Source organism: Phenylobacterium sp. (assembly GCF_030698145.1).
In the GTDB taxonomy this organism is placed as follows: Bacteria; Pseudomonadota; Alphaproteobacteria; order Caulobacterales; family Caulobacteraceae; genus Phenylobacterium.
Genome location: NZ_JAUYNW010000051.1, coordinates 1 through 21,691, shown reverse-complemented (window position 1 = coordinate 21,691; position 21,691 = coordinate 1). Strand labels below are relative to the sequence as shown.

The window sequence follows — 21,691 nt, the reverse complement described above, 5'->3', positions numbered from 1 at the left end:
GAGCGCTTTACCGGAACATTCCCGGCACAAGAAACGGGCCGCTGACGCCGCGCGCCGGACAGCAAAACGGGCGCGCCGGAGGCCGGCGCGCCCGTCTGGCCTATGTCGAGTAAGGCCTAGAAGCGGTACTGGACCTCCACCCCGAAGGTGCGGGGCGGGCCGGCCGCGGGGCGGCTCGGCGGAGGGCAAAAATTGGGCGCCCCGATCGACAGGGCGCCCAAAGTTGGCTTGGTGAGGAACACTTACGCGTCACTTATAAACGTCTGGATCGGCCGGCTGTCGCCGGCCGAGGATCAGAAGAACTTGTACTGGAGCTCGATCCCGAAGGTGCGGGGCGGGGTGAGCGGGTAGGTGCTGGCGATGCCTTGGACCACATTGATCGGCGGCTGGCCGGCCAAGGTGTTGCGGTTCACGACGCCCGCGCGGCGCAAGCCGGTGGCCCCACCCTCGTAGCCGATCTCGTCGGCGAGGTTCTTACCCCAGAGGATGATCTTCATCTTCTCGCCGGGCATCAGCCAGGTGATCCGCGCGTCGATCTGATCCCAGGAGGGAGACAGGGTGTAGCTGCGGTTGAAGACGCTGCCGTACTGCTCGTCGCGCCAGATGTAGCTGAGCGAGGGGGTGACCGAGCCGCCGTCCGCCATTTCCCAGGTGTAGTTCACATTGATGGCGAACTTATTCTTGGCGGCGTTGGGCAGATGTTGGCCGTCGAGGTTCTGGCCGCGCTGGAAGCCGCCGCCGGGGACGCCGGCGGTGAAGACGTCCGTGGTGGTGGTGGTGCCGACGGGCCGGGCCTGGGGATCCAGGGCGGCGGGATCGGCGGGGTCGACGGTGCCGATCGACTCGGTGATGTGGGCGTCGTTGTAGGAATAGTTGAACAGGATCTGCAGGTTGTCGATCGGCTGCCAGATCGTCTCAAGTTCGAAGCCCTGCGAGATGGCCTCGGGGATGTTGTAGAAGATCGACTGGGCCTGAGCCAGGCCGCCCGAGGTCGAGGCCACTGTCAGCGGCACCTGGGCGTTCTGGTAGCTGTAGTGGAAGATCGCGACATTGGTCTGCAGGTTCGCGAAGTTCTTCTTCATGCCGATTTCGAAGGCATCGGCGGTTTCTTCGTCGGTGAAGGGCGCGGCTCCCAGCACCGTGTCGATCCCGATCCGGTAGCCCCCGGCCTTGTAGCCGCGGCTGTAGCGGCCGTAGATCATGGTGTCGTCATCGGGCTCCCATTGCAGGCCCGCCGTGCCGGTGACCGCCGACCAGCTGTCGTCATAGCCGCGCCGGGCGAAGCCGCTGGCCGGGTCATAGGTGGTGTAGGTCGAGACCCCCTTGGGGAGGGGCGTCCCCGCGGCCGGGGAGGAAACCACCGTCGGCAACTGGGTCAGGTCGACCACCGGGATGCCGCCGGGGATCACCGGGTTGAGTTCCGGGGCCGCGAAGCAGGCGGCCACCGCGAAGCACAGGACGCGCACCTCCTCGTAGCCGTACTTCTTGTCCTTGGAGTAGCGCAGGCCCAGCGTCATCTTCCAGGTCTCGGCGAACTCCCAGTCGATCTGGCCGAAGACGGCGGACGACTCGATGTCCAGGTGCGGCCGGTTGTCGTAGATGCGCTGGTTGGCGTTGGGCGCGCAGACGCCGAAGGTGCGGGCGCAGAGCGCGCCCGGGACGCCGAAGGGACCGGCGACCTGGGCCTGGCTCTTCATCTCTGTGAAGACCGGCTGGTCGTAGGTTTCGTGGAAATAGTAGAGCCCGCCTAGCCACTGGAGCGGACCGTCATGGGTCGAGGTCAGGTTGAGCTCGTGGCTCCACCACTGCTCGATCTCCTGGTAGTCGAACTCGTAGCGCGGATTGATCACCAGCCCGCCCGGCAGGGTGTAGGAGGTGATCGGCGCGGTCTGATCGACCGGGGTGGGGCCGCGCAGGTAGTAGTGATAGCGCGTGCCGCCGGTGATGTATTTCAGGTCGATATTGTCGAAGTGGTAGATCCATTCGCTGGCCACCACGACGGTGTCCTCCAGCCGCACCTTGTAGGGCACGGTCGAGGCGATCTTGCGCGGATCGTTGACCGCCGGGTTGACGCAGCCCATGGGCGAGGCGTTCACCACGGCGGTCGGGATGCCGCTGCAGCCATAGCCCGGGTTCATCACCAGGCCCGCGATGGGCGAGGAATAGGTGGGATAGGGCGCGGGCGTCCAGGTCTGGCGCGAGCCGGGCCCGCCGCCGCCATTGTCCCACTTCAGCAGCGAGACGCTGACCCAGCCCTCGAAGTTGTCGTTGAACTCGAAGCTGAGCTGACCTTCGACGATCTTGGTGTCGATGATGTTGCCCTCGTCCGGATAGCCCGGGACGATGTTCTCGATCCAGCCTTCGGTCTGCTTGTCCCAGTTGGCCACCAGGCGGAAGTTGACGCCGGGGATCATGGTCGGGCCGGAGACGGCGCCTTCCAGCACCGTGCGGTTGTAGTTGGCGTAGGTCGCGCGGATCTCGCCGCTCATCTCGTCGGTGGGCCGCTTGGAGACGACGTTGATCGCCCCGCCGATGGAGTTACGGCCGTAGAGCGTGCCTTGCGGGCCGCGCAGCACTTCGACCCGGTCGACGAAGATCGGGCCCTTGGCGCCGGCCAGCACGGTCGACGAGGTGTAGACCGCGTCGTTGTAGATCGCCACGGCGCCGTCGGCGGCGTGCACGTTGGTCAGACGGCCGACCCCGCGCAGGCTCGTCCGGTCGAGCTGGCTGGAATACTGCAGACCGGGTGTGAAATTCGTCATGTCGGCGACGGTGTTGATGCCGATCAGGTCACGCTTTTCCGACGTGAACGCCGTCACCGCGACCGGGACGTCTTGAAGACTCTGTTCGCGCCGCTCGGCGGTGACGACCAGCTCCTCGATTGTCGTCTGCGCCTCTGCTGCACCCGCTAACAGTGCGACAGATATCGCAGTGGACACCATAAGGTGGATTCTGTGACGCATCATTGGTCCTCCCCGACCCAGGCTCTATGGCCCACGCGATTGCTGCGTTTTCTTTTAAGCTGCGGTACGGATGACGGGGCGTCAATGAAATTTATTACAACCCAGTAATTGATCGCCATGGTTCGGACACAACCCAGACCGGTTGATGAAATTTTCGAATTTTCGGTTTGCGGGACAGGCGAGGATGCCTGATGCTGAAGGGGGCGGCGTGGCCAGAAAACTCGCCGCGGGCGGGGGAGCGAGCGTTTGGATCGGTTGAAAGGTAAGGTTGCCGTTATCACCGGAGGTTGTTCCGGGATCGGGTTGGGGACCGTCGAGAGGTTCGTCGATGAGGGCGCGCGCGTCCTGGTCGGCGACGTCAGCGACGGCGCAGGGGCAGCCTTGGCCGCGAAGTTCGACGGACAGGTCGCCTATCGCCATTGCGACGTCACCGACGAGAGCCAGATCAAGGCCCTGATGGATGAGGCCGGCGCCCGCTTCGGTGGAATCGACGTGCTGTTCAACAATGCAGGGGCTGGCGGCGCGCCAAACCGCATGGCCGACATGACCGGGGCGGCCTGGGACAGCGTCCAGGCCCTGCTGGTGCGCTCCGTGGCGCTGGGTATCACCTATGCGATCCCGCACATGAAGGCCCGGGGCGGCGGCTCGGTGATCAACACCGCCTCGATCGCCGGGACCCAGGCAGGCTACGGCCCCATCGCCTATTCCACCGCCAAGGCCGCGGTGATCCATCTGACCCGGGTGGCGGCCGCCGACCTGGCGAGAGACGGCATCCGGGTGAACGCCATCTGCCCGGGCCTGATCCTGACCAACATATTCACCCCGGCCGAGGCCGTGCCGCCGGGCCTGGCGACCATGATCAAGCAGACCATGGCCCAGAGCGCACCCAACACCCAGCCGATCGAAAAGGCCGGCCTGCCGGCCGACATCGCCGCCGCGGTGCTGTTCTTCGCCACCGAGGACAGCGCCTTCGTCACGGGCGCGCACCTGATGGTGGACGGCGGCCTGTTCGTGGGACCACGCAATTCCTGGGACCCTGAGATGCGCCAGGAACGGACGCGCATGATGGAGGAGCGCCGGGCGACCTTTGAGGCCGCCCAGGCGCAGGACGCCCAGTCAGGCTGAAGCGGTCAGGCGGCCGGTCAGACGACCAGCATCACCTTGCCGACATGGCCGCCGCTCTCCAGGTGGGCGTGCGCCGCGGCGGCCTGGGCCAGGGGGAAGGTCTTGTCGACCATCGGCTTGACCTTGCCCGCTGCGATCCAGGGCCAGACCACGCGTTCGATCTCGGCGGCCAGGCGGGCCTTCTCGTCGGCGTCGCGGGGCCGCAGGGTGGAGCCGGTGACCAGGGCCCGCTTCTGCATCAGTCGCATGATGCTGAGATTGACCTCGCCCCCTGCCTGGGCGGCGATGAACACGATGCGGCCGCCGGTCTTCAGCGCCTCCAGGTCCTTGGCGAAATAGTCGCCGCCGACCATGTCCAGCACCACGTCGCAGCCGCCGTTGGCCTTGGCGACCTCGGCGAAATCCTCCGCGCCGGCGTCGACGGCCACGTCGGCGCCCAGGCTCAGCGCCTCGGCCGCCTTGGCCGCGCCTCGGGCGGTGGCGATCACCTTGGCGCCGGCGGCCCTGCCCATCTGGATCGCCGTCGTGCCGATGCCGGAGGTGGCGCCGTGCACCATCAGGGTCTCGCCCGACTTCAGGCTTCCATGCTCGAACACGTTGGCGAAGACGGTGAACACCGTTTCAGGCAGGGCGGCGGCCTGGACGAAGTCGAGCCCTTCCGGGATCGGCAGGGCGTGACGGGCGTCGCAGACGGCGTATTGCGCATAGCCGCCCCCGCCCAGCAGCGCGCAGACCTTGTCGCCTGCCTTCCAGCGCCCGGCGCCGATCTCGACCACCCCGGCGACTTCCAGGCCCAAGGTGGGCGGCGCACCGGGCGGCGGCGGATAGAAGCCCATGCGCTGGATGATGTCGGGCCGGTTCACCCCGGCGGCGGCCACCTTGATCAGGATCTGTCCCGGGCCGGGAACCGGACGCTCGATCGTCACCGGCTTCAGGGCCTCGGCCGGCCCACGGCCGTCCTCCACGGCGATGGCCGTCATCGTGTCGCTCATGGGTGGGACTCTCCGGATCATTGCCGCTAACTTGGGTGCAAGTCAGATAGACGTTCGACGACGCCCGACAAGGGGAGGTCTTTGATGGAAGAACCGGCGGAAGTCCGTATCGCCCGCGGCCAACGGCTCACCGAGGCCATGCGCGAAGACCTGGAGCTCTATGGCGTGGGCGAGCTGGAGGAGCGCATCGAAGCCCTCGAGGCCGAGATCGCCCGCTGCCGCGCCCAGATCGAAAAGAAAGGCGCCGTGCGCGCCCAGGCCGACGCGCTGTTTTCCCGTCCAGGCTGAAAGCTAGGGATAACGATGCGTAAACGGGGGATCGTCGATAACAGGCGCGCGAGCTTGGCACGGGGGTTGCAGTCCTCCAGGCCAAGAACAGCGTCCGTCCTTGGGCGACGATTTAGAGGCGAAGTGCTTAAATGAACGAAGGAATTGTCCAGGCCGGAGCCTGGCGGGCGGATGTCATCCAGGATTTCGCCCGCTCCGAGCTTTTCGACCGCACCTTCCAGGAAGGCATGGATCTGGTCGAGGAGACCGCCGGCTACCTGGACGGCTCGGGCCGCCAGGAATCCAAGCTCCTGTCGCGCAACGCCGCGCTGGCCTATGCTGGCGAGAGCATGCGCCTCACCACCCGGCTGATGCAGGTGGCCTCCTGGCTGCTGGTCCAGCGCGCGGTGCGCGAGGGCGACATGCCGGCGCTGAACGCCTGCGAGGACCGTTATCGCCTGGGCGCCGAGGACGTGTGCCGCGGGGCCACGGAAGAGGCGCTGCCGTCGGGCCTGCTCGGCCTGCTGGACCGTTCCGAACGCCTCTATGAGCGCGTCCGCCATCTCGACCGCCGCATGTATGTGGAAGACTCCGCCGACGAGACGCCCAATCCCGTGCAGAATCAGTTCGACCGGCTGCAGGCGGCGTTCGGCGGCTAGCCGCCCGCCACCCCGAAACGCACAGCAAAAAACGCCGCGCGATGAGCGCGGCGTTTTCGTATCTGCCGAGGGCCTCGCCGCCCTTCCGGGCGCAGAGGCCTACTTGCGGGTGAAGCCGCCGAACTTGGCGTTGAAGCGCGAAACGCGGCCGCCGCGGTCCAGCAGGGTCTGGTTGCCGCCGGTCCAGGCCGGGTGCGTCTTCGGATCGATGTCCAGGTTGAGGGTCGCGCCCTCTTTCCCGTAGGTCGAGCGGGTCGGATAGCTGGTGCCGTCGACCATCACCACGGTGATGAAGTGGTAGTCGGGGTGGGTGTCTTGTTTCATCGCGAGGGCAACCGACGTAAAGGAGCGGCAGAAATATGCACGCCTGACCGCGAGGCCGGGCGCGAGGAAGCCGCGCCTATACAGGAAAAGGCGGGGCAAGAGCAAGGGCGCTGGTTTTCATGAGTGATTTGGCCGCCGAGGCCCCCGTCGACGGGCGGCCCAGCGCCGGCGCCGCCCTGGCGCAGGATCTGAGTGAGGCCGCCGAGCGGCGGGCCCGCAGCCGCAACGTCAAGTCGCTGGGCCATCTGCTGCCGTTCCTCGCCATGCACAAGGGCGACGCGGGCTTCGCCGGCCTCTTCCTGCTGACCGCGACAGCGGCCACCCTGGGGCTCTCCGGGGCCATTCGGCTGCTGGTCGACGAGCTCACCGGCCCCGACCTCAGCGCCGCCTCCGTCGACCCCTGGTTCTGGCTGCTGGGCGGGGTGGCGGTCGCCTTGGCGCTCTCTTCGGCGCTTCGCTACTTCTTCGTCACCAAGCTGGGCGAGCGGATCGTAGCCGACCTGCGCAAGGCCGCCTACGCCCACATCCTGACCCTGGACCCCACCTTCTTCCTGAGCACGCGCACCGGCGAGGTGCTGTCGCGGCTGACTACGGACATCCAGATCGTGGAGAACCTGCTCTCCACCTCCATCTCCGTGGCCCTGCGCAACCTGCTGACCCTGATCGGCGCCCTGATCCTGCTGGTGGTGGTGAGCCCGGGCCTGACCGGCCTGGTCGTCCTGACATTTCCGGTGATCATCCTGCCGCTGTTCCTGTTCGGACGCAGGGTGCGCAAGCTCACCACCTCGACCCAGGACCAGTTCGCCGCCGCCGTCGGCCATGCGGGCGAGACCTTGGATGCGCTGGAAACCGTCCAGGCCTTCGGGCGTGAGGCGGCGGGCGCCCAGCGGTTCGGCGACGCGGTGGAGGCCTCCTTCCGAACCTCCCTGCGGCGGATGACGGCGCGCGCGGTCATGACCGCCATGGTCATCGCCCTGGTGTTCGGCGGCGTGGTCGGCATCTTCTGGCTGGGGGTCCATGCCGGCCTGCGCGGCGACATGAGCTGGGGGACGTTGTTCCAGTTCGCCTTCCTCTCGGTGATGGCCGCGGGCTCGGTCGGCGCGCTGGGCGAGACCTGGGGCGACGTGCAGAAGGCGGCCGGCGCCATGGAGCGCATCTCCGAACTGTTGGCCGCCCGGCCCAGCATCGCCCCGCCGGCGAACCCCAGGCCGCTGCCGGCGCCGGCGCGCGGCGAGATCGCCTTCGAGGCCGTCGACTTCGCCTATCCCTCGCGCCCCGACATGCCCGCCCTGGTCGGCTTCGACCTGAAGGTGGCGCCCGGCGAGCGGGTGGCCCTGGTCGGCCCGTCGGGATCGGGCAAGAGCACGGTCTTCCGGCTGCTGCTGCGGTTCTACGATCCCCAGTCCGGGACGATCCGCCTGGACGGGGTCGACATCCGCGAGGCCGATCCCCGGGAGGTTCGCGCCCGCATGGCCTTGGTGGCGCAAGATTCGCCGATGTTCTCCGGCTCCGCCTTCGAGAACATCCGCTTCGGCCGCGAGGCCGCCGGCGCCGGCGAGATCCGCGAGGCCGCCCGTGCGGCCCAGGCCGAGACCTTCCTCGACGCCCTGCCCCAGGGCTTCGACACCCCGCTGGGCGAGCGGGCCAAGAGCCTGTCGGGCGGGCAGAAGCAGCGCCTGGCCATCGCCCGGGCCCTGATCCGCGAGACGCCGATCCTGCTGCTGGACGAGGCCACCAGCGCGCTCGACGCCGAGAACGAACGGTTAGTCCAGAAGGCGCTGGAGGAGGCCATGGTCGGCCACACGACCTTGGTGATCGCTCACCGCCTGGCCACCGTGCTCAAGGCCGACCGCATCGTTGTGATGGAGGCCGGCCGCGTCGTCGACCAGGGCACCCACGCCGAGCTCTCGGCCCGTGGCGGGCTCTATGCGCGACTGGCTGCCCTGCAGTTCGGGAACGAGGCGGCCTAGGTCCGCGCCGCCACGGCGATGGCGGGGAAGTCGCTGAACAGGCCGTCGACGCCCGCGGCGTAGAGCGCCCGGCACAAGGCTTCGGCGTCGCCATGCTCGGCGACCCCGGCGCCGCGCCGCAGCCTGGGCGGCAGGTAGCGGTTCTCCGCGCGCACGGTCCAGGGATGCACCGCCAGGCCGAGCGCGTGGGCCTGGGCCACCAGCGGCGTCGGCGGCCCCAGGGCGCCCTCCACGGTGGGCAGGACCAGCGACCAGTCGGGACCGACCCCGTCGGCATAGCCGGCGATCGCCTTCAGACCCTCGGCGGAGACCATCTGGGGCGCGTCGCCGCCGACCAGTTGCACGCGCCGAGCCTTCGACAGCTTGGCGAAGGCCTTGAGCGGTTCGGCCTCGAAGCACTGGACGAAGACCGGGGCTGTGCGGCTGTCGAGGCCGTTGGTCTTCAGCGCATCGGCCAGCCGCGCCTCGATGGGCAAGCCTTGGCTGGCCAGGAAGGCCGGGTGCTTCATCTCGGGATAGACGCCGATGGTGCGGCCCACGCGGCGGCTCTCGGCCTTGGCCAGGTCGATCACTTCCTGGAAGGTCGGGATGGCCTCGCGGCCGTCGAACTTCGCGCTTCCCGGGCGAAGCTCGTGCAGGCGCTCACGGGCCCGCAAGGTCTTCAGTTCGGCCAGGGTGAAGTCCTCGGCGAACCAGCCCTCTAGCCGCTCGCCGTCGATCACCTTGGTGGTCCTGCGCGCGGCGAACTCGGGGCGGGCAGCCAGGTCGGTGGTCTCGCCGATCTCGTTCTCGTGGCGGACCACCAGCACGCCGTCCCTCGTCAGCACCAGGTCGGGCTCGATGAAGTCGCAGCCCTGGTCGATGGCCAGGCGATAGGCCATGGGCGTGTGTTCGGGCCGCTCGCCGCTGGCCCCGCGATGGGCGATGACGATGGGCCTTGGCTTGGCGAGCGCCGGGGTGGCGGCGGCCAGGGCGGCGGAGGCGACGACGGCGCGGCGGGTCAGGTGCATGGCTCGATCTAGCCGCGGCTTGCGACGGTTTCGTCAAGCTCTCCGTTAGCCGCGCGGTAACCGCGATCGTGCGCTACCATCGGGTCGACCCGCCGCGCCGAGATGATCGAAATCACCAACCCGCCCAAGCCTTCCGCGCCCGCGCTAGCCGCCGCCGCCGGCGACGCGGGGTCGAAGGCGGCTGTGCGCCGGCTGGGCGACCAGGTGGCGCAGGTCGACTCGGCCGCGCTGCAGCCGCTGTTGCGCAAGGCGCTGGACGCCATGCGCGCCGGACGCCGGGACGACGCCGCCAAGGCCGCGCTCGCGGCGCTGGAGATCGACGAACGCAGCGGCCTGGCCTGGCACATCCTGGCCATCTGCCGCGAGAAGTCCGGCGACTTCACCGCCGCGCTGCAGGCCTATGAGGCCGCGCTGGGCCTTTCCCCCGACGAACCGGAACTGGCCAACGATCTCGCCCGCCTGGCGCTGAAGATGGGCATGGCCCGCGTCGCCGAGGGCCTGCTCGGCGCCTATCTCGCCCGGCGGCCGGGCTCCGTGGATGCGCTCAACAATCTGGGAATCGCCCAGCGCGACCAGATGAAGTTCGGCCAGGCGGTCGAGACCCTGCGCGGCGCCATCCAGGCCAATCCCGACAGCGCCATGCTGTGGAACACCCTAGCCTCGGTCCTCACCCTGCAGGGTCACACCGAGCAGGCGCTGGTGTTTTACGACGAGGCCCTGCGCCTCGAACCCGGCTTCGCCGGCGCCCGCTACAACCGCGCCATGGCGCGGCTGGCGGCGGGTGTGTCCGAAGGCGTCATCGCCGACTTCGACGCCGCCATCGCCGCGGTCCCGGGCCCGGAGGCCGGCGCCATGCGCGTGGCGCGCGCCTGGGCCCTGCTGGCCCTGGGCGACCTGCCTGGCGGCTGGGCGGCCTATGATGCGCGGCGCGATCCCGCCTATGAGGACGCGGTCCATTTCGCGGTCGAGGCGCCGCCCTGGCGCAATGACCTGGACCTGTCGGGCAAGACCCTGCTGGTGGTCGGCGAGCAGGGGCTGGGCGACGAGGTGCTGTTCGCCAACATCCTGCCGGACCTGGCGCGCGAACTGGGGCCTGACGGCAAGCTGGTTCTGGCGGTGGAGCCCCGTCTGGTCCCGCTGTTCGCCCGCTCGTTCCCCGACGCCGAGGTGGGCGCGCACGCCAGCTTCAAGGTCGATCACCACAACGCCCGCGCCGCGCCCTTCCTGAAGGACCGGACCGGCGAGTTCGACGCGTGGGCCGTCATGGGCCAGCCCCTGGCGCGGCTGCGGCCCTCCGCGGAAGCCTTCGAAGGGACGGACGGGTTCCTGCAGGCCGATCGCGCCCGCGTGGACCGTTGGCGCGGCGTGCTGCAAGGCGCCGGGCCGGGCCGCAAGGTGGGTGTGCTCTGGAAGAGCCTGGTGATGGACGCAGAGCGTGTCCGCTATTTCGCGCCGCTCGAGGCCTGGGCGCCGGTGTTGGCCACGCCGGGCGTCACCTTCGTCAACCTGCAGTACGGCGTCGGCGCGGTTCCGGGCCTTTGGACCCCGCCGGGGCTCGACCTGAAGGATGACCTGGACGACGTCGCCGCGCTCTGCGGCGCGCTGGACCTGGTGATCGGCCCGTCCAATGTGACGACCAATCTGGCGGGTGCGACCGGCGCGCCGGTCTGGCTGATCACCCCGCGCAGGACCTGGACCCAGCTTGGGACGGACGCCTATCCCTGGTATCCTCAGGCCCGCGTGTTCAGCCCGCCGCAACTCGACCGCTGGCCCGACGCCATGGACCGGATCGCCGAGGCGCTGGAAGAGTGGGCTGGACACTAGATGCTCCCCTCTTGGGGGAGCTGTCACCGCAGGTGACTGAGGGGGGCTTTGACTCTCTTCTGTGGGCTTCAACCCCCTCCGCCACGTCGCCGATAGAGGCGACGCGCCACCTCCCCCTCTACGCGCTGTGCGCTGGGGGAGGATCTGGGAGCGGTTAGGCCGCGGCCTTCAGGCGATCCATCATCAGAGGGTGCAGGTCGAGATTGGCCGCGCAGACGCCGCCGCTCTCCAGGATGTCGTCACCGCCGTCGGCGGAGGTGACCTTGCCGCCGGCCTCGGTGATCAGCAGCATGCCCGCCGCCATGTCCCAGGGCTTCAGGTCGCGCTCCCAGAACCCGTCCAGCCGGCCGGCCGCCACATAGGCCAGGTCGAGGGACGCGGCGCCGAAGCGGCGGACGCCGGCCACCCGCTGGCTGATCTGGTGCAGCTCCTTCAGGAACCGGGCGTGCTGGCCGTGGCCGAGGAACGGGATGCCGGTGCCGAGCACGCTCTCGTCCAGGCGGGTGCGCTGGGCCACCCGCAGGCGCTTGTCGTTGACGAAGCACCCCTTGCCCTTCTCAGCCCAGAACAGCTCGTTGGTCGCGGGATTGTAGGTCACCGCCGCCACGATGGCGCCGTCGCGCTGCAGGGCGATGTTGATGGCGAAGTGCGGGATGGCGTGCAGGAAGTTGGTGGTGCCGTCCAGCGGGTCGACGATCCAGGTGTGGGTCTTGTCGGTGCCCTCGATCAGGCCCCGCTCCTCCCCCAGGAACCCGTAGCCGGGCCGGGCGTTCTGCAGGACCTCGAAGATGGTCTGCTCGGCCTTCAAGTCGGCGGCCGAGACGAAGTCGGCCGGCGCCTTCTTGGCCACCTGGAGCTCCGACAGTTCGCCGAAGTCGCGATTGAGACCGCGGGCCGCCTTGCGGGCGGCGTCGGTCATGACCTTGAGGAGGGCGGTTTGCGTGGACACGGCTTTAAGTTCCGATCAGTCGGCGCGGCGGACGTATTCGCCGGTCTCGGTGGAGACCAATACGCGCTCGCCGGCTTCCATATAGGGCGGGATGAGGATCCGCATGCCGTTGTCGGCCTTGGCGGGCTTGTAGGATGAGGAGGCGGTCTGGTTCTTCACTACGGCGTCGGCCTCGACGATGGTCAGGACCACGTGGTCGGGCAAGGCGATGCTGATCGGGCGCTCTTCGAAGGTCTGCAGCTTCACGGCCATGCCGTCCTGCAGGAAGCGCACCTGATCCTCGCCCACGAAGTCCTTGGAGAGCTCGGTCTGCTCGTAATTGGCCTGGTCCATGAAGACCAGGGTGTCGCCCTGCTCGTAGAGGAAGGTGCAGTCCTTCTGGTCCAGGTGGACCTGCTCGACGGTATCGGAGGTGCGCCAGCGCTCGTTGAGCTTGCGGCCGTCCAGGATGTTCTTGAGCTCCACCTGGGCGAAGGCGCCGCCCTTGCCGGGCTTCACATGGACGGTCTTCACGGCCACCCAGAGTGAGCCCTCATGCTGCAGGATATTGCCGGGCTTGATCAGGTTGGCGGAGATCTTGGACATGGGGTCGCTTTGCGCGCGCACACGGGAAATTCGGGCGCGGAACCTAGTTGGACGGGGGACTTAAAGCAAGGCGAGCGCCTATTTGCGCTCGCGGAGCCAGACTTGAAGCGGACCCAAGCTCTCGCCGACTTCGGCATTCGTGTCTCCGGCCCGCCACCCCACCAGCGGCGTGCCGTCGGCGACGCGTCGGGCTTCGGCAAGCACGGCGTCTACCAGGTCGGGCACGTCCGGCGCGGTGAAGATGTTGGAGAGGCCCGCGACCCCATCGGCGTGGGTGACGATCCCGCCTGCCACAAGTCGTTCGTCGAAATAGCCCGCAAGGAAATGAGTCGAACTGAGAGCCAGAATCGCCGGCAGGAACACGCGCCTCTGGCCCCTATGGACATCGCCACCCCAGGCGACTTCCCAGCGCCCAAGCTCGGCCACGGTGGTCAAGGGACGCCAGTCGAGATTCGTCTGAGGCGAGGACGCCTGGGCGTAGCGAACCCAGTGACCCTCGATGGCGCGTCGAAAGCCGTGCGGCGCCAGGTCCAGCGTGCGGAAGCTGTCCTTGATCCCCAAGGTTTCGGGATAGTCGGTCAGGGTTTGCGCAAGGGCGGTCTGAGCCGCCGAACAATCGGCGCGCAGCGTGACCAGGTTCGGATAGTAGTCCGGAGTCAGGTCTCGGCAGACCCAGGCCGCGAACTCGAACCGACCCGCCGCGCCGTGCGTGGCGCAGACGAGCGAGCACCATTCGGCGTTGTTGCGTACGGCCTGGGTCAGCAGATCGGCCATTAGCCGCGATCCGCGAGCCCGGCGGCGATGGCCGCGTTCAGCGCCTTCACGGCCGCCTCCGGACCCTGCGGATGGGCCCAGATCCCGGCCGAGACCGCCAGGAAGTCGGCGCCTGCGGCCGCGAGCGGGGCGGCGTTATCGGCGGTGATCCCGCCGATGGCCACGCAGGGAGTCTCCACGTGCGACTGCCAGCCGGTGAGGATCTCCGGGTCGGCGATCGTGGGCGCGTCCTTGGTGGTGGTGGGGAAGAAGGCCCCGAAGGCGACATAGTCGGCGCCGGCCTCGGCCGCCTCCATGGCCAGGTGCAGGCTGTCGTGGCAGGTGACGCCGATCATGGCCTCGCGGCCCATGATGCGGCGCGCCTCGGCATAGGGTGTGTCCGACTGGCCCACATGCACGCCGTCGCAGCCGAGCTCCGCCGCCAGGTCGGGCCGGTCATTGAGGATCACCGCGGCCCCCCGCGCCTGGGCGATGGGCATGAGCACGTCCACGGCCGCGGCGATGATGTCGTCGGGCTGGTCCTTCAGCCGGATCTGCAGGGCGGCCACGTCGCCGGCGTCCATGGCGTGGGCCAGGATCCGTCCGAACCCGGCCAGGTCGTCGATGCGCGGCGGGGTGATGATGTAGAGGCGGCAGTCGGCGGTCATGGCCGCGTTCTAACCGTCCGGGCCTCAGCGCAACAGCGCCTTCAGCAGGTAGGCGACAGCCGCGGTGGCCAGGGAGCTCGCGACCGCCAGGCCCGCGAACCAGGAGAGCCGCTTCCAGATCGGCGGCGAGGGCTCGCCCGGTTCGGGCGGGGGCTCAATGATAGCCCGCATCGGCGGTCACCTTGCCGCGGAACAGCCAGTAGACCCAGACCGTGTAGCCCAGGATCACCGGCAGCAGGATGGCCACGCCGACCAGCATCAGGGCGAGCGCGTTGTCCTGGTTGGCCGCCTGTCGGAAGGTCATGTCGTAGGGCACGATGTTCGGGAAGAAGCCCGCCGCCAGACCCGCATACCCTGACAGGAAGACCAGGGTCGCGCCCACGTGCGGCCAGCCGTGCGACCTGCGGGCCAGGCCCCGACCGAGGATCGCCAGGCCCGCCAAGCCCAGCAGCGGGATCGGCAGGTGGGGCAGGAAGACCGCCAGGTCGAACCCAGCGGCGCCGAAACCCCAGCGCTCGGCGATCCGGGGATGGACGAAGAGGGTGGCGAGGCTGACCGTGGCCAGCAGGCCCGCCGTGGCCAAGGTCGCCAGGATCGCCCAGCGGCGCGCGTCGCCGTGCAGGTCGGTCTGCGTCTTCCAGACCAGCCAGGTGGCGCCCAGCAGGGCGTAGCCGGCTGTCAAGCCGGCGGCGACCAGGACGGTGTAGGGGGTGAACCAATCGAACGGGCCGCCCGCGAACTGGCTCCCCTTCAGGGTCACGCCCTGGATGAAGCCTCCCAGGATGAAACCCTGGGCGATGGCGACAGTGAGCGATCCGCCGGCGAAGGCCGCCGTCCAGAACGCCTTGCCACGTCGGCGGCCCCGAATGCGGAACTCGAACGCCACCCCGCGCAGGACCAGGGCCAGCAGCATGAGGGTCACCGGCAGGTAGAGGGCCGGCAGGATGGCGCCATAGGCCAGGGGGAAGGCCGCGAACAGGCCGCCGCCGCCCAGCACCAGCCAGGTCTCGTTGCCGTCCCAGACCGGGGCGATGGAGTCCATCATCAGGTCGCGGTCGGCGGGGGTGCGGGCGAAGGGGAAGAGGATGCCGACGCCGAGATCGAAGCCGTCCAGCAGCACATAGAGCAGCACCGCCGTGGCGATTACCCCGGCCCAGATCAGCGGTAGGTCGAGACTGCTCATGGCCGGCCTCCCGGACCTGGGTCGGGGGGCGTGGCCGCCAGCGCCGAGCCCGGCGCGCGCAGGCCGTCGGGCAGGGGCTCCTCCGAACCGGAGACCGGCCCCTCGGCGATCATGCGCAGGATGTAGAGCACCCCCACCGAGAAGATGACCGCGTAGACCACCAGGAAACCCAGCAGCGAGGCCGAGACCTGGCCGACCCCCACCGGAGAGGCCGCGTCGGCGGTGCGCAGCACGCCGTAGATCACCCAGGGCTGGCGGCCCACCTCGGCGACGACCCAGCCGGAAATCACCGCGACGAAGCCCGCCGGTCCCATGGCCACGCAGGCGCGCAGGAACCACCGCGACCGCTCAGGTCCGCCGCGCCAACTCAGCCAGGCGCCCCAGGCGCCCAGCCCGATCATGGCCACGCCCAATCCCACCATGATCCGGAAGGCCCAGAACACGATCGCGACCGGCGGGCGGTCCTGCGGCGCGAAGGCCTTCAGGCCCTGGACCTCGGCGCTGATGCTCCCGGCGGTGATCAGGCTACCCACCTTGGGTATGGAAATCTCCCAGCGATTGGCCTCGAGCTCGCGGTCAGGCCAGGCGATGATGTGGAAGGCCTGTTCGGGCCTGGTCTCCCAGAACGCCTCGATGGCCGCCAGCTTGGCCGGCTGCAGGCGCAGGACCTCCTTGCCCGACAGGTCGCCGATCACCAGTTGCAGCGGCGCGACGATGGCGAACATGCCGATGGCCATGCGCAGGGCCATGGAGGATTCCGGTTCGTCCGGGCGCCTGAGCAGCCGCCAGGCCGAGGCCGCCCCGACCACCAGGGCGGTGGTCAGATAGGCGGCCAGCGCCATGTGCATCAGCCGCTCGGGGAAGCTGGGCGAGAAGATCACCGCCATCCAGTCGACGGCGATCAGGCCGCCCTCCGGCGTGCGTGCGAAGCCGGTCGGATGCTGCATCCAGCTATTGGCCGAGATGATCCAGAAGGCGGAGATCAGCGTGCCGACCGCGACCAGGGCCGTGGCGGTGAAATGCAGGCCGCGCCCGACCTTCTTCCAGCCGAACAGCATGATCCCCAGGAAGCTCGCCTCCAGGAAGAAGGCGGTCAGCACCTCGAAGGCGAACAGGGGGCCGATCACCGGCGCGCTGACCGCGGAGAAGACGCTCCAGTTCGCCCCGAGCTCGTAGCTCATCACCACCCCGGTCACGACGCCCATGCCGAAGGAGATGGCGAAGATCTTCAGCCAGAACAGATAGAGGGTCTTGAACACCTCGTTGCGGCTGGTCAGCCACAACCCTTCCAGCACCGCCAGGTAGCTGGCCAGTCCGATCGTGAAGCTGGGGAAGATGATGTGGAACGCAATGGTGAAGGCGAACTGCAGCCGCGACAGCAACAGAGCGTCGAGGTCCATGGTCCCAACCTTCAATGGCGCGCCGCGATCTTCGTTGACTGCAGGCGGGGGCGCACTCTCACGCCGTACAACGCGTTACGCCAAGCTTGGCCTCAGCGACAAACCGCCGCAGGCGCCCCGAGCTCTAGGCACGGTTGTTGCAAATGAGTTGCAACGGCGTTCGCATTTGATAGATGTGGGACGTCGTCGGAGAGAACTGCTTTGTACGTCTGCAATTGCAACGGCATCCGTGAGCGCGAAGTCCGCGCCGCCATCGAGTCCGGCGCCTGCCGCCCGGCTCAGGTGTTCCGCGCCTGTGGTTCGCAACCCCAGTGCGCGCGCTGCGTCTGCGACATGCGCCAGATGATCGCCGAGCAGGACGAAGCCCTCCGCTACGCCGCCGAATAGGCGCTGGAAGCCGCCATCTTCGTCAGGTTATGACTTGCTCCGTTCCGCAGTGAACGGGGACCCGCATGCCCGCCATAGGCCGCCTCGAGGACGAGTTCGCCGCCATCGCCGACTACTGGTCGCCGCGCGTGGTCGCCGCCGCCAACGGCCAGTACGTGAAGCTGGCCAAGGCCAAAGGCGAGTTCGTCTGGCACGCCCATGCCGACGAGGACGAGTTCTTCATGGTCCATCGCGGCATCCTGACGATCCGCTATCGCGACCGCGACGACGCGGTGCTGGGCCCCGGCGACTTCCACGTGGTCCCGCGCGGCGTCGAGCATTCGCCCCTGGCCGACGAGGAGGTCTGGCTCATGCTGATCGAGCCGGCGGAAACGGCGCACACGGGCGACGTCGAGAGCCCGATGAGCAAGTCGATCGCCAGCCAGACGGCCCATCTCGCCTGATTCCGGCGCGCCGGCCGTGCTTGCGAACGAAACGCGGAATCACTTGCAAACATAGGCTTTGACACAGATTGCGCGCCGGAAGAGTTTGCCCCTCGCTACGGGATTCGAGGAGGTTCACATGCAAGGCGACAAGGCGATCATCCGGCGGCTCAACGCCGTGCTCACCAATGAGCTGACCTCGGTGAACCAGTACTTCCTGCATGCGCGGATGTACGAGAACTGGGGCTTGGCGAAGCTCGCCAAGATCACCTACGACGAGTCGATCGGCGAGATGAAGCACGCCGACAAGCTCATCAAGCGCATCCTGTTCCTGGACGGCCTGCCCAACCTGCAGGACCTGCACAAGCTGAAGATCGGCGAGACCGTGCCCGAGTGCATGTCCGCCGACCTCGCCGTGGAGCTCGCCGGCCGCGCCGACCAGGTGGAAGGCGTCAAGGAGTGCGAGGCCGCCGCCGACTTTGTCTCCCGCCAGATCCTGCGCGAAATCCTCACCGACACCGAGGAGCACATCGACTTCCTTGAGACCCAACTCAGCCTGGTCAAGGCGCTGGGTGAGCAGAACTACCTGCAGAGCGCGATGGGCGAGCTGGAAGGCGGCGGCGGGCACTAGAGGGGCCCTCCCCCTTGGGGGGAGGGGGTGACGCCCGGAATGGCTTTCGAACCACGCTGAAATGCAGCTAGGCTCCACCCCGACGATGGTGGGGGAGCGGGATGGCCGAGACGACAGCGGGTGAGATCAGCGACGTCGGGACCAAGAACCATCGGCTGGTGATCGGCGCGGCCTCGGCCGGGACGGTCTTCGAGTGGTACGACTTCTACCTCTACGGCTCGCTGGCCGGGTTCATCACCCAGCACTTCTTCTCGGGCGTCAACGAGACCACCGGCTACATCTTCGCCCTGCTGGCCTTCGCCGCGGGCTTTGCGGTGAGGCCATTCGGCGCCCTGGTGTTCGGCCGGCTGGGCGACCTCTGGGGCCGCAAGAACACGTTCCTGGTCACCATGCTGCTGATGGGGCTCTCGACCTTCGCGGTGGGCCTGCTGCCCGGCTACGACCAGATCGGGGTGGCCGCGCCCATCGCGCTCATCCTCATGCGTCTGCTGCAGGGCCTGGCCCTGGGCGGCGAGTACGGCGGGGCGGCGACCTATGTGGCCGAGCACGCGCCGCCGGGTAAGCGCGGCCTCTATACGAGCTGGATCCAGACCACCGCGACGCTCGGCCTCTTCCTCAGCCTGATCGTCATCCTTCTGGTCCGCACCCTGCTGGGCGAGGAGGTGTTCAAGGCCTGGGCCTGGCGCATCCCGTTCCTGGTCTCCTCGATCCTGCTGGGTGTCTCGCTGTGGATCCGGCTGCGGCTCAACGAGAGCCCGGTCTTCCAGAAGATGGTCGATGAGGGGACCACCTCAAAGAAGCCGCTCACCGAGAGCTTCGGTGAATGGAAGAACCTCAAGATCGTCATCCTGGCCCTGGCGGGCCTCACCGCCGGTCAGGCGGTGGTCTGGTACACCGGCCAGTTCTACGCCCTGTTCTTCCTGGAGAAGACCCTGAAGGTCGACGGGGCGCTCACCAACATGCTGATCGCGGTGGCCTTGGTGCTGGGGACGCCGTTCTTCGTGGTGTTCGGCTGGCTGTCGGACAAGATCGGCCGCAAGCCGATCATCCTGGCGGGCTGCCTGCTGGCGGCCGTCACCTATTTCCCGATCTTCAACGCGCTCACCGTGGCGGCCAATCCGGCGCTCGCTGCGGCCTCGGCCAGCGCCCCGGTGACGGTGATCGCCGACCCGGCCGACTGTTCGTTCCAGTTCGATCCCGTCGGCAAGACCGCCTTCACCTCGTCCTGCGACGTGGCCAAGTCGGCCCTGTCCACCGCCGGGGTCACCTACGAAAACCAGGTCGCGCCCGCCGGCGCCACGGCGGTCATCCGCATCGGCCAGGCCGAGGTGAGGAGCTTCGACGGCCGGCCCCTGGCCAAGGTCGAGTTCGCCGCCGCCAAGGCCCTGTGGACCAAGAACCTGACCGCGACCCTCGGCGAGGCCGCCTATCCCGCCAAGGCCGATCCGGCCCTGGTCAACAAGCCCGCCGTGGTGGGCCTGCTGTTCCTGCTGATGCTGTACGTGACCATGGTCTACGGCCCGGTCGCCGCGGCGCTGGTGGAGATGTTCCCGGCGCGGATCCGCTACACCTCGATGTCGCTGCCCTATCACATCGGCAACGGCTGGTTCGGCGGCTTCCTGCCCACCACGGCCTTCGCCATGGTGGCGGCCACCGGCAACATCTATTTCGGGCTGTGGTACCCGGTGGCCATCGCCCTGTTCACGGCGGTCGTGGGCTTCTTCTTCTTGGCCGAGATGCGCGGGGCCAATGTGGACTAGGGGCGCCCGCCGCCTGGCCGGTTCACGTCATAGGGCTCGTCATAGCCGCGCCGGGCGGAATAGAAGGCCAGCCACATGAGCCCGCCGGCCAGAGCGCCCACCACCAGCACGCCGCCGACCACATAGAGCATGATGGGGGCGAGACTCGACCAGCCGCCGCCGATGCTGGACCCGGCATAGAAGGTCCAGCCGCCGAACGCGGCGACGCCGGCCAGGCCGAGGATCAGGAGCAGCACCGGAGCGAGGCGGTTCATGCCCTAGCAAATCGCGACGCGCGTGGAGGTTCCAGGCCGTCGTCCGACGCCGGCGAAGTCCACATGGCTTGACCAGGGTCTACGCGTGTAATCTATGAAGATTACACGCGTAGACCGGAGGGGCGAATGCGGAGGCTTGGGCGCTGGACGATCATGGTTCTTGTGGGCTTGGGCCTGATCGTCGGCGTGGCGGAAGGCTATCGGACCTGGCTTCAGCATCGGATGGCCGGGCGGCTTGCCATACGGACGCCCCACGGTATCCAGGAATCCCGTTTCGTCGCGATAAACGGCGTCGAGCAGTGGATCACCATTCGCGGCCAGGACCGTGCCAACCCGGTGTTGCTGATCGACGCCGGTGGCCATGGCGGGACCAGCAACCTGCTCGCGCCGCTGTTCCTGCCCTATGAGCGGGATTTCACGCTGGTGCATTGGGACCGACAGGGGGCCGGCAAGACCTTCGCGCGGGCCGGCGGCAGAATCGATCCAGCCCTGACCCAGGATGGGTTGGCCGCCGATGGGATCGCCGTCGCGCAGTACCTGCGCCGCCGTCTGGGCAAGGAGCGGATCGCGCTGCTCGGCGTGTCATTCGGCTCTATCAGCGCCCTGAAAATGATCAAGGCGCGGCCTGAGCTGTTCTCGGTCTATGTCGGTACGGGCCAAGAGATCGATCAGCCCGCCGAGCCACGGCGCGCCTATGATCGTGCCATGAGTTGGGCGCAGGATGCCCGCGACCAGACGACCGTTTCAGGTCTCACGGCTCTCGGACCGCCGCCCTACGCCGCTTCGGAGACGGAGGCCTTCGAAGCCCTCGAGGCGGTGGTGAGGCCGAGCGAGGGGCGCACGGCGGCGGATGACCGCGACCTCGCGCTCGCCATACCTGGCTGGAGCATCGCGGAGTTGCTGGCCGCGCAGAGGGCCGGCAAGGCGACCCGTCACCACTTTACCGAGGTGAGCAAGGAGCATGGCCGTTTCCAGGCCACCTCCCTCGGCGTCGGCTATCGGACGCCGATCGTGCTCATCCACGGGGAGTGGGACGATCCGGAACTGTCCGCTCAATGGCTGGCCTCGGTCTGGGCGCCCCACAAGGCCGCGATCGTGCTGCCCAAGGCTGGACACAGCGCCCTGATCGTGGAGCCACGAGCCTTCGGCGAGGTCATGCGCCGGGATGTTCTCCCCCTGGCCCGGGTCGGCGACACGCGAAAGCCGCCGCCTGGTGGGGCGACGGCTCTGCGATAGAACGAGAAATCTACTCGGCGGCGTGGCGCGCGATGCCCATCGTCGGGGCCAGTTCGCCGGCGGCGTAGCGCTTGGCCATGACCGAGAGCGGGATCGGCGTGATCTTGCCGGCCTGGCCCGCGGCCCCGAACTCTTCCATGCGCTGGCGGCAGACCACCCGCATGGCGTCCATGGCGGGCTTCAGATACTTGCGCGGGTCGAACTCGCCCGGATGCTCGGCGAAGATCTTGCGGATGGCGCCGGTCATGGCCATCCGGTTGTCGGTGTCGATATTGATCTTGCGCACGCCGTGCTTGATGCCGCGCTGGATCTCTTCCACCGGCACGCCC

At 68.3% G+C, this 21,691-nt stretch carries 23 protein-coding genes; 10 read left to right on the top strand and 13 right to left on the bottom strand.

Going from position 1 to position 21,691, the window contains the following annotated elements:
- Nucleotides 1–293: 293 nt before the first annotated feature.
- Nucleotides 294–2,963, bottom strand: coding sequence for a TonB-dependent receptor (locus Q8Q77_RS07055; RefSeq protein WP_305582556.1), 2,670 nt, complete (start codon nt 2,961–2,963; stop codon nt 294–296).
- Nucleotides 2,964–3,209: 246 nt separating this feature from the next.
- On the opposite strand from Q8Q77_RS07055, the gene Q8Q77_RS07050 reads away from it, so the two are divergent.
- A complete protein-coding gene (locus Q8Q77_RS07050; RefSeq protein ID WP_305582554.1) occupies nt 3,210–4,088 on the top strand; it encodes an SDR family NAD(P)-dependent oxidoreductase in 879 nt (292 codons plus the stop codon).
- Between the two features lie 17 nt (nt 4,089–4,105).
- Here the strand turns inward: Q8Q77_RS07050 and Q8Q77_RS07045 are convergent, their stop codons facing one another.
- Entirely contained in the window at nt 4,106–5,080 is a 975-nt protein-coding gene (locus Q8Q77_RS07045; protein WP_305582552.1) for an NAD(P)H-quinone oxidoreductase, read from the bottom strand.
- An 84-nt stretch (nt 5,081–5,164) separates the two neighbouring features.
- On the opposite strand from Q8Q77_RS07045, the gene Q8Q77_RS07040 reads away from it, so the two are divergent.
- A complete protein-coding gene (locus tag Q8Q77_RS07040) occupies nt 5,165–5,368 on the top strand; it encodes a DUF1192 domain-containing protein (RefSeq protein WP_305582550.1) in 204 nt (67 codons plus the stop codon).
- Between the two features lie 131 nt (nt 5,369–5,499).
- The gene (locus tag Q8Q77_RS07035; protein ID WP_305582548.1) at nt 5,500–6,006 is read left to right on the top strand and encodes a DUF1465 family protein; all 507 of its coding nucleotides are present in this window, start codon (nt 5,500–5,502) and stop codon (nt 6,004–6,006) included.
- A 99-nt stretch (nt 6,007–6,105) separates the two neighbouring features.
- Here Q8Q77_RS07035 and rpmE read toward each other — a convergent pair whose 3' ends face one another.
- Nucleotides 6,106–6,330 (bottom strand): 50S ribosomal protein L31, encoded by a 225-nt coding sequence (gene rpmE / locus Q8Q77_RS07030; protein ID WP_305582546.1) that lies wholly within the window; start codon nt 6,328–6,330, stop codon nt 6,106–6,108.
- Between the two features lie 119 nt (nt 6,331–6,449).
- Between rpmE and Q8Q77_RS07025 the strand changes: the two genes are divergently transcribed.
- Nucleotides 6,450–8,300, top strand: coding sequence for an ABC transporter transmembrane domain-containing protein (locus Q8Q77_RS07025; protein ID WP_305582544.1), 1,851 nt, complete (start codon nt 6,450–6,452; stop codon nt 8,298–8,300).
- On the opposite strand, the gene Q8Q77_RS07020 is transcribed toward Q8Q77_RS07025, so the two are convergent.
- Complete coding sequence (locus tag Q8Q77_RS07020) at nt 8,297–9,310, bottom strand: glycerophosphodiester phosphodiesterase (RefSeq protein WP_305582542.1); 1,014 nt, start codon at nt 9,308–9,310, stop codon at nt 8,297–8,299. The genes Q8Q77_RS07025 and Q8Q77_RS07020 overlap by 4 nt on opposite strands.
- 102 nt (nt 9,311–9,412) lie before the next feature.
- On the opposite strand from Q8Q77_RS07020, the gene Q8Q77_RS07015 reads away from it, so the two are divergent.
- On the top strand, nt 9,413–11,134 hold the full coding sequence (locus Q8Q77_RS07015; protein WP_305582540.1) for a tetratricopeptide repeat protein: 1,722 nt from the start codon (nt 9,413–9,415) through the stop codon (nt 11,132–11,134).
- Nucleotides 11,135–11,288: 154 nt separating this feature from the next.
- On the opposite strand, the gene Q8Q77_RS07010 is transcribed toward Q8Q77_RS07015, so the two are convergent.
- From Q8Q77_RS07010 to Q8Q77_RS06980, 7 genes are all read right to left on the bottom strand, one after another.
- Nucleotides 11,289–12,083, bottom strand: coding sequence for an inositol monophosphatase family protein (locus Q8Q77_RS07010; protein WP_305582538.1), 795 nt, complete (start codon nt 12,081–12,083; stop codon nt 11,289–11,291).
- Nucleotides 12,084–12,098: 15 nt separating this feature from the next.
- Nucleotides 12,099–12,668, bottom strand: a complete 570-nt coding sequence (gene efp / locus Q8Q77_RS07005) for an elongation factor P (protein WP_305582536.1) — start codon at nt 12,666–12,668, stop codon at nt 12,099–12,101.
- Between the two features lie 78 nt (nt 12,669–12,746).
- Nucleotides 12,747–13,442 carry a hypothetical protein gene (locus tag Q8Q77_RS07000; protein WP_305582534.1) on the bottom strand — a complete coding sequence of 232 codons (696 nt, stop codon included), beginning with the start codon at nt 13,440–13,442 and terminating at the stop codon, nt 12,747–12,749.
- Nucleotides 13,442–14,089, bottom strand: a complete 648-nt coding sequence (gene thiE, locus Q8Q77_RS06995) for a thiamine phosphate synthase (RefSeq protein WP_305582532.1) — start codon at nt 14,087–14,089, stop codon at nt 13,442–13,444. The genes Q8Q77_RS07000 and thiE overlap by 1 nt, the downstream gene beginning before the upstream one ends.
- A gap of 24 nt (nt 14,090–14,113) precedes the next feature.
- Complete coding sequence (locus tag Q8Q77_RS06990; RefSeq protein ID WP_305582530.1) at nt 14,114–14,260, bottom strand: hypothetical protein; 147 nt, start codon at nt 14,258–14,260, stop codon at nt 14,114–14,116.
- The gene (gene cydB / locus Q8Q77_RS06985; protein ID WP_305582529.1) at nt 14,244–15,272 is read right to left on the bottom strand and encodes a cytochrome d ubiquinol oxidase subunit II; all 1,029 of its coding nucleotides are present in this window, start codon (nt 15,270–15,272) and stop codon (nt 14,244–14,246) included. Before cydB ends, Q8Q77_RS06990 begins: the two co-directional genes overlap by 17 nt.
- On the bottom strand, nt 15,269–16,672 hold the full coding sequence (locus Q8Q77_RS06980) for a cytochrome ubiquinol oxidase subunit I (RefSeq protein WP_305582527.1): 1,404 nt from the start codon (nt 16,670–16,672) through the stop codon (nt 15,269–15,271). The genes cydB and Q8Q77_RS06980 overlap by 4 nt, the downstream gene beginning before the upstream one ends.
- Nucleotides 16,673–16,873: 201 nt before the next feature.
- On the opposite strand from Q8Q77_RS06980, the gene Q8Q77_RS06975 reads away from it, so the two are divergent.
- The 4 genes from Q8Q77_RS06975 to Q8Q77_RS06960 all read left to right on the top strand — a co-directional run bounded on the left by Q8Q77_RS06975 (nt 16,874) and on the right by Q8Q77_RS06960 (nt 19,872).
- A complete protein-coding gene (locus tag Q8Q77_RS06975; RefSeq protein WP_305582525.1) occupies nt 16,874–17,059 on the top strand; it encodes a bacterioferritin-associated ferredoxin in 186 nt (61 codons plus the stop codon).
- A 65-nt stretch (nt 17,060–17,124) separates the two neighbouring features.
- Nucleotides 17,125–17,502 (top strand): cupin domain-containing protein, encoded by a 378-nt coding sequence (locus tag Q8Q77_RS06970; protein WP_305582523.1) that lies wholly within the window; start codon nt 17,125–17,127, stop codon nt 17,500–17,502.
- Between the two features lie 118 nt (nt 17,503–17,620).
- A complete protein-coding gene (gene bfr / locus Q8Q77_RS06965; protein ID WP_305582521.1) occupies nt 17,621–18,112 on the top strand; it encodes a bacterioferritin in 492 nt (163 codons plus the stop codon).
- Between the two features lie 101 nt (nt 18,113–18,213).
- Nucleotides 18,214–19,872 carry an MFS transporter gene (locus Q8Q77_RS06960; RefSeq protein ID WP_305582520.1) on the top strand — a complete coding sequence of 553 codons (1,659 nt, stop codon included), beginning with the start codon at nt 18,214–18,216 and terminating at the stop codon, nt 19,870–19,872.
- Here Q8Q77_RS06960 and Q8Q77_RS06955 read toward each other — a convergent pair.
- The gene (locus tag Q8Q77_RS06955) at nt 19,869–20,126 is read right to left on the bottom strand and encodes a hypothetical protein (RefSeq protein ID WP_305582518.1); all 258 of its coding nucleotides are present in this window, start codon (nt 20,124–20,126) and stop codon (nt 19,869–19,871) included. The two genes, Q8Q77_RS06960 and Q8Q77_RS06955, sit on opposite strands and share 4 nt — an antisense overlap.
- A gap of 126 nt (nt 20,127–20,252) precedes the next feature.
- On the opposite strand from Q8Q77_RS06955, the gene Q8Q77_RS06950 reads away from it, so the two are divergent.
- Entirely contained in the window at nt 20,253–21,362 is a 1,110-nt protein-coding gene (locus tag Q8Q77_RS06950; protein WP_305582516.1) for an alpha/beta fold hydrolase, read from the top strand.
- A gap of 10 nt (nt 21,363–21,372) precedes the next feature.
- Here Q8Q77_RS06950 and Q8Q77_RS06945 read toward each other — a convergent pair.
- Nucleotides 21,373–21,691, bottom strand: a 319-nt coding sequence (locus Q8Q77_RS06945) for a class II fructose-bisphosphate aldolase (RefSeq protein ID WP_305582514.1), incomplete at its 5' end; no start/stop codon positions are given.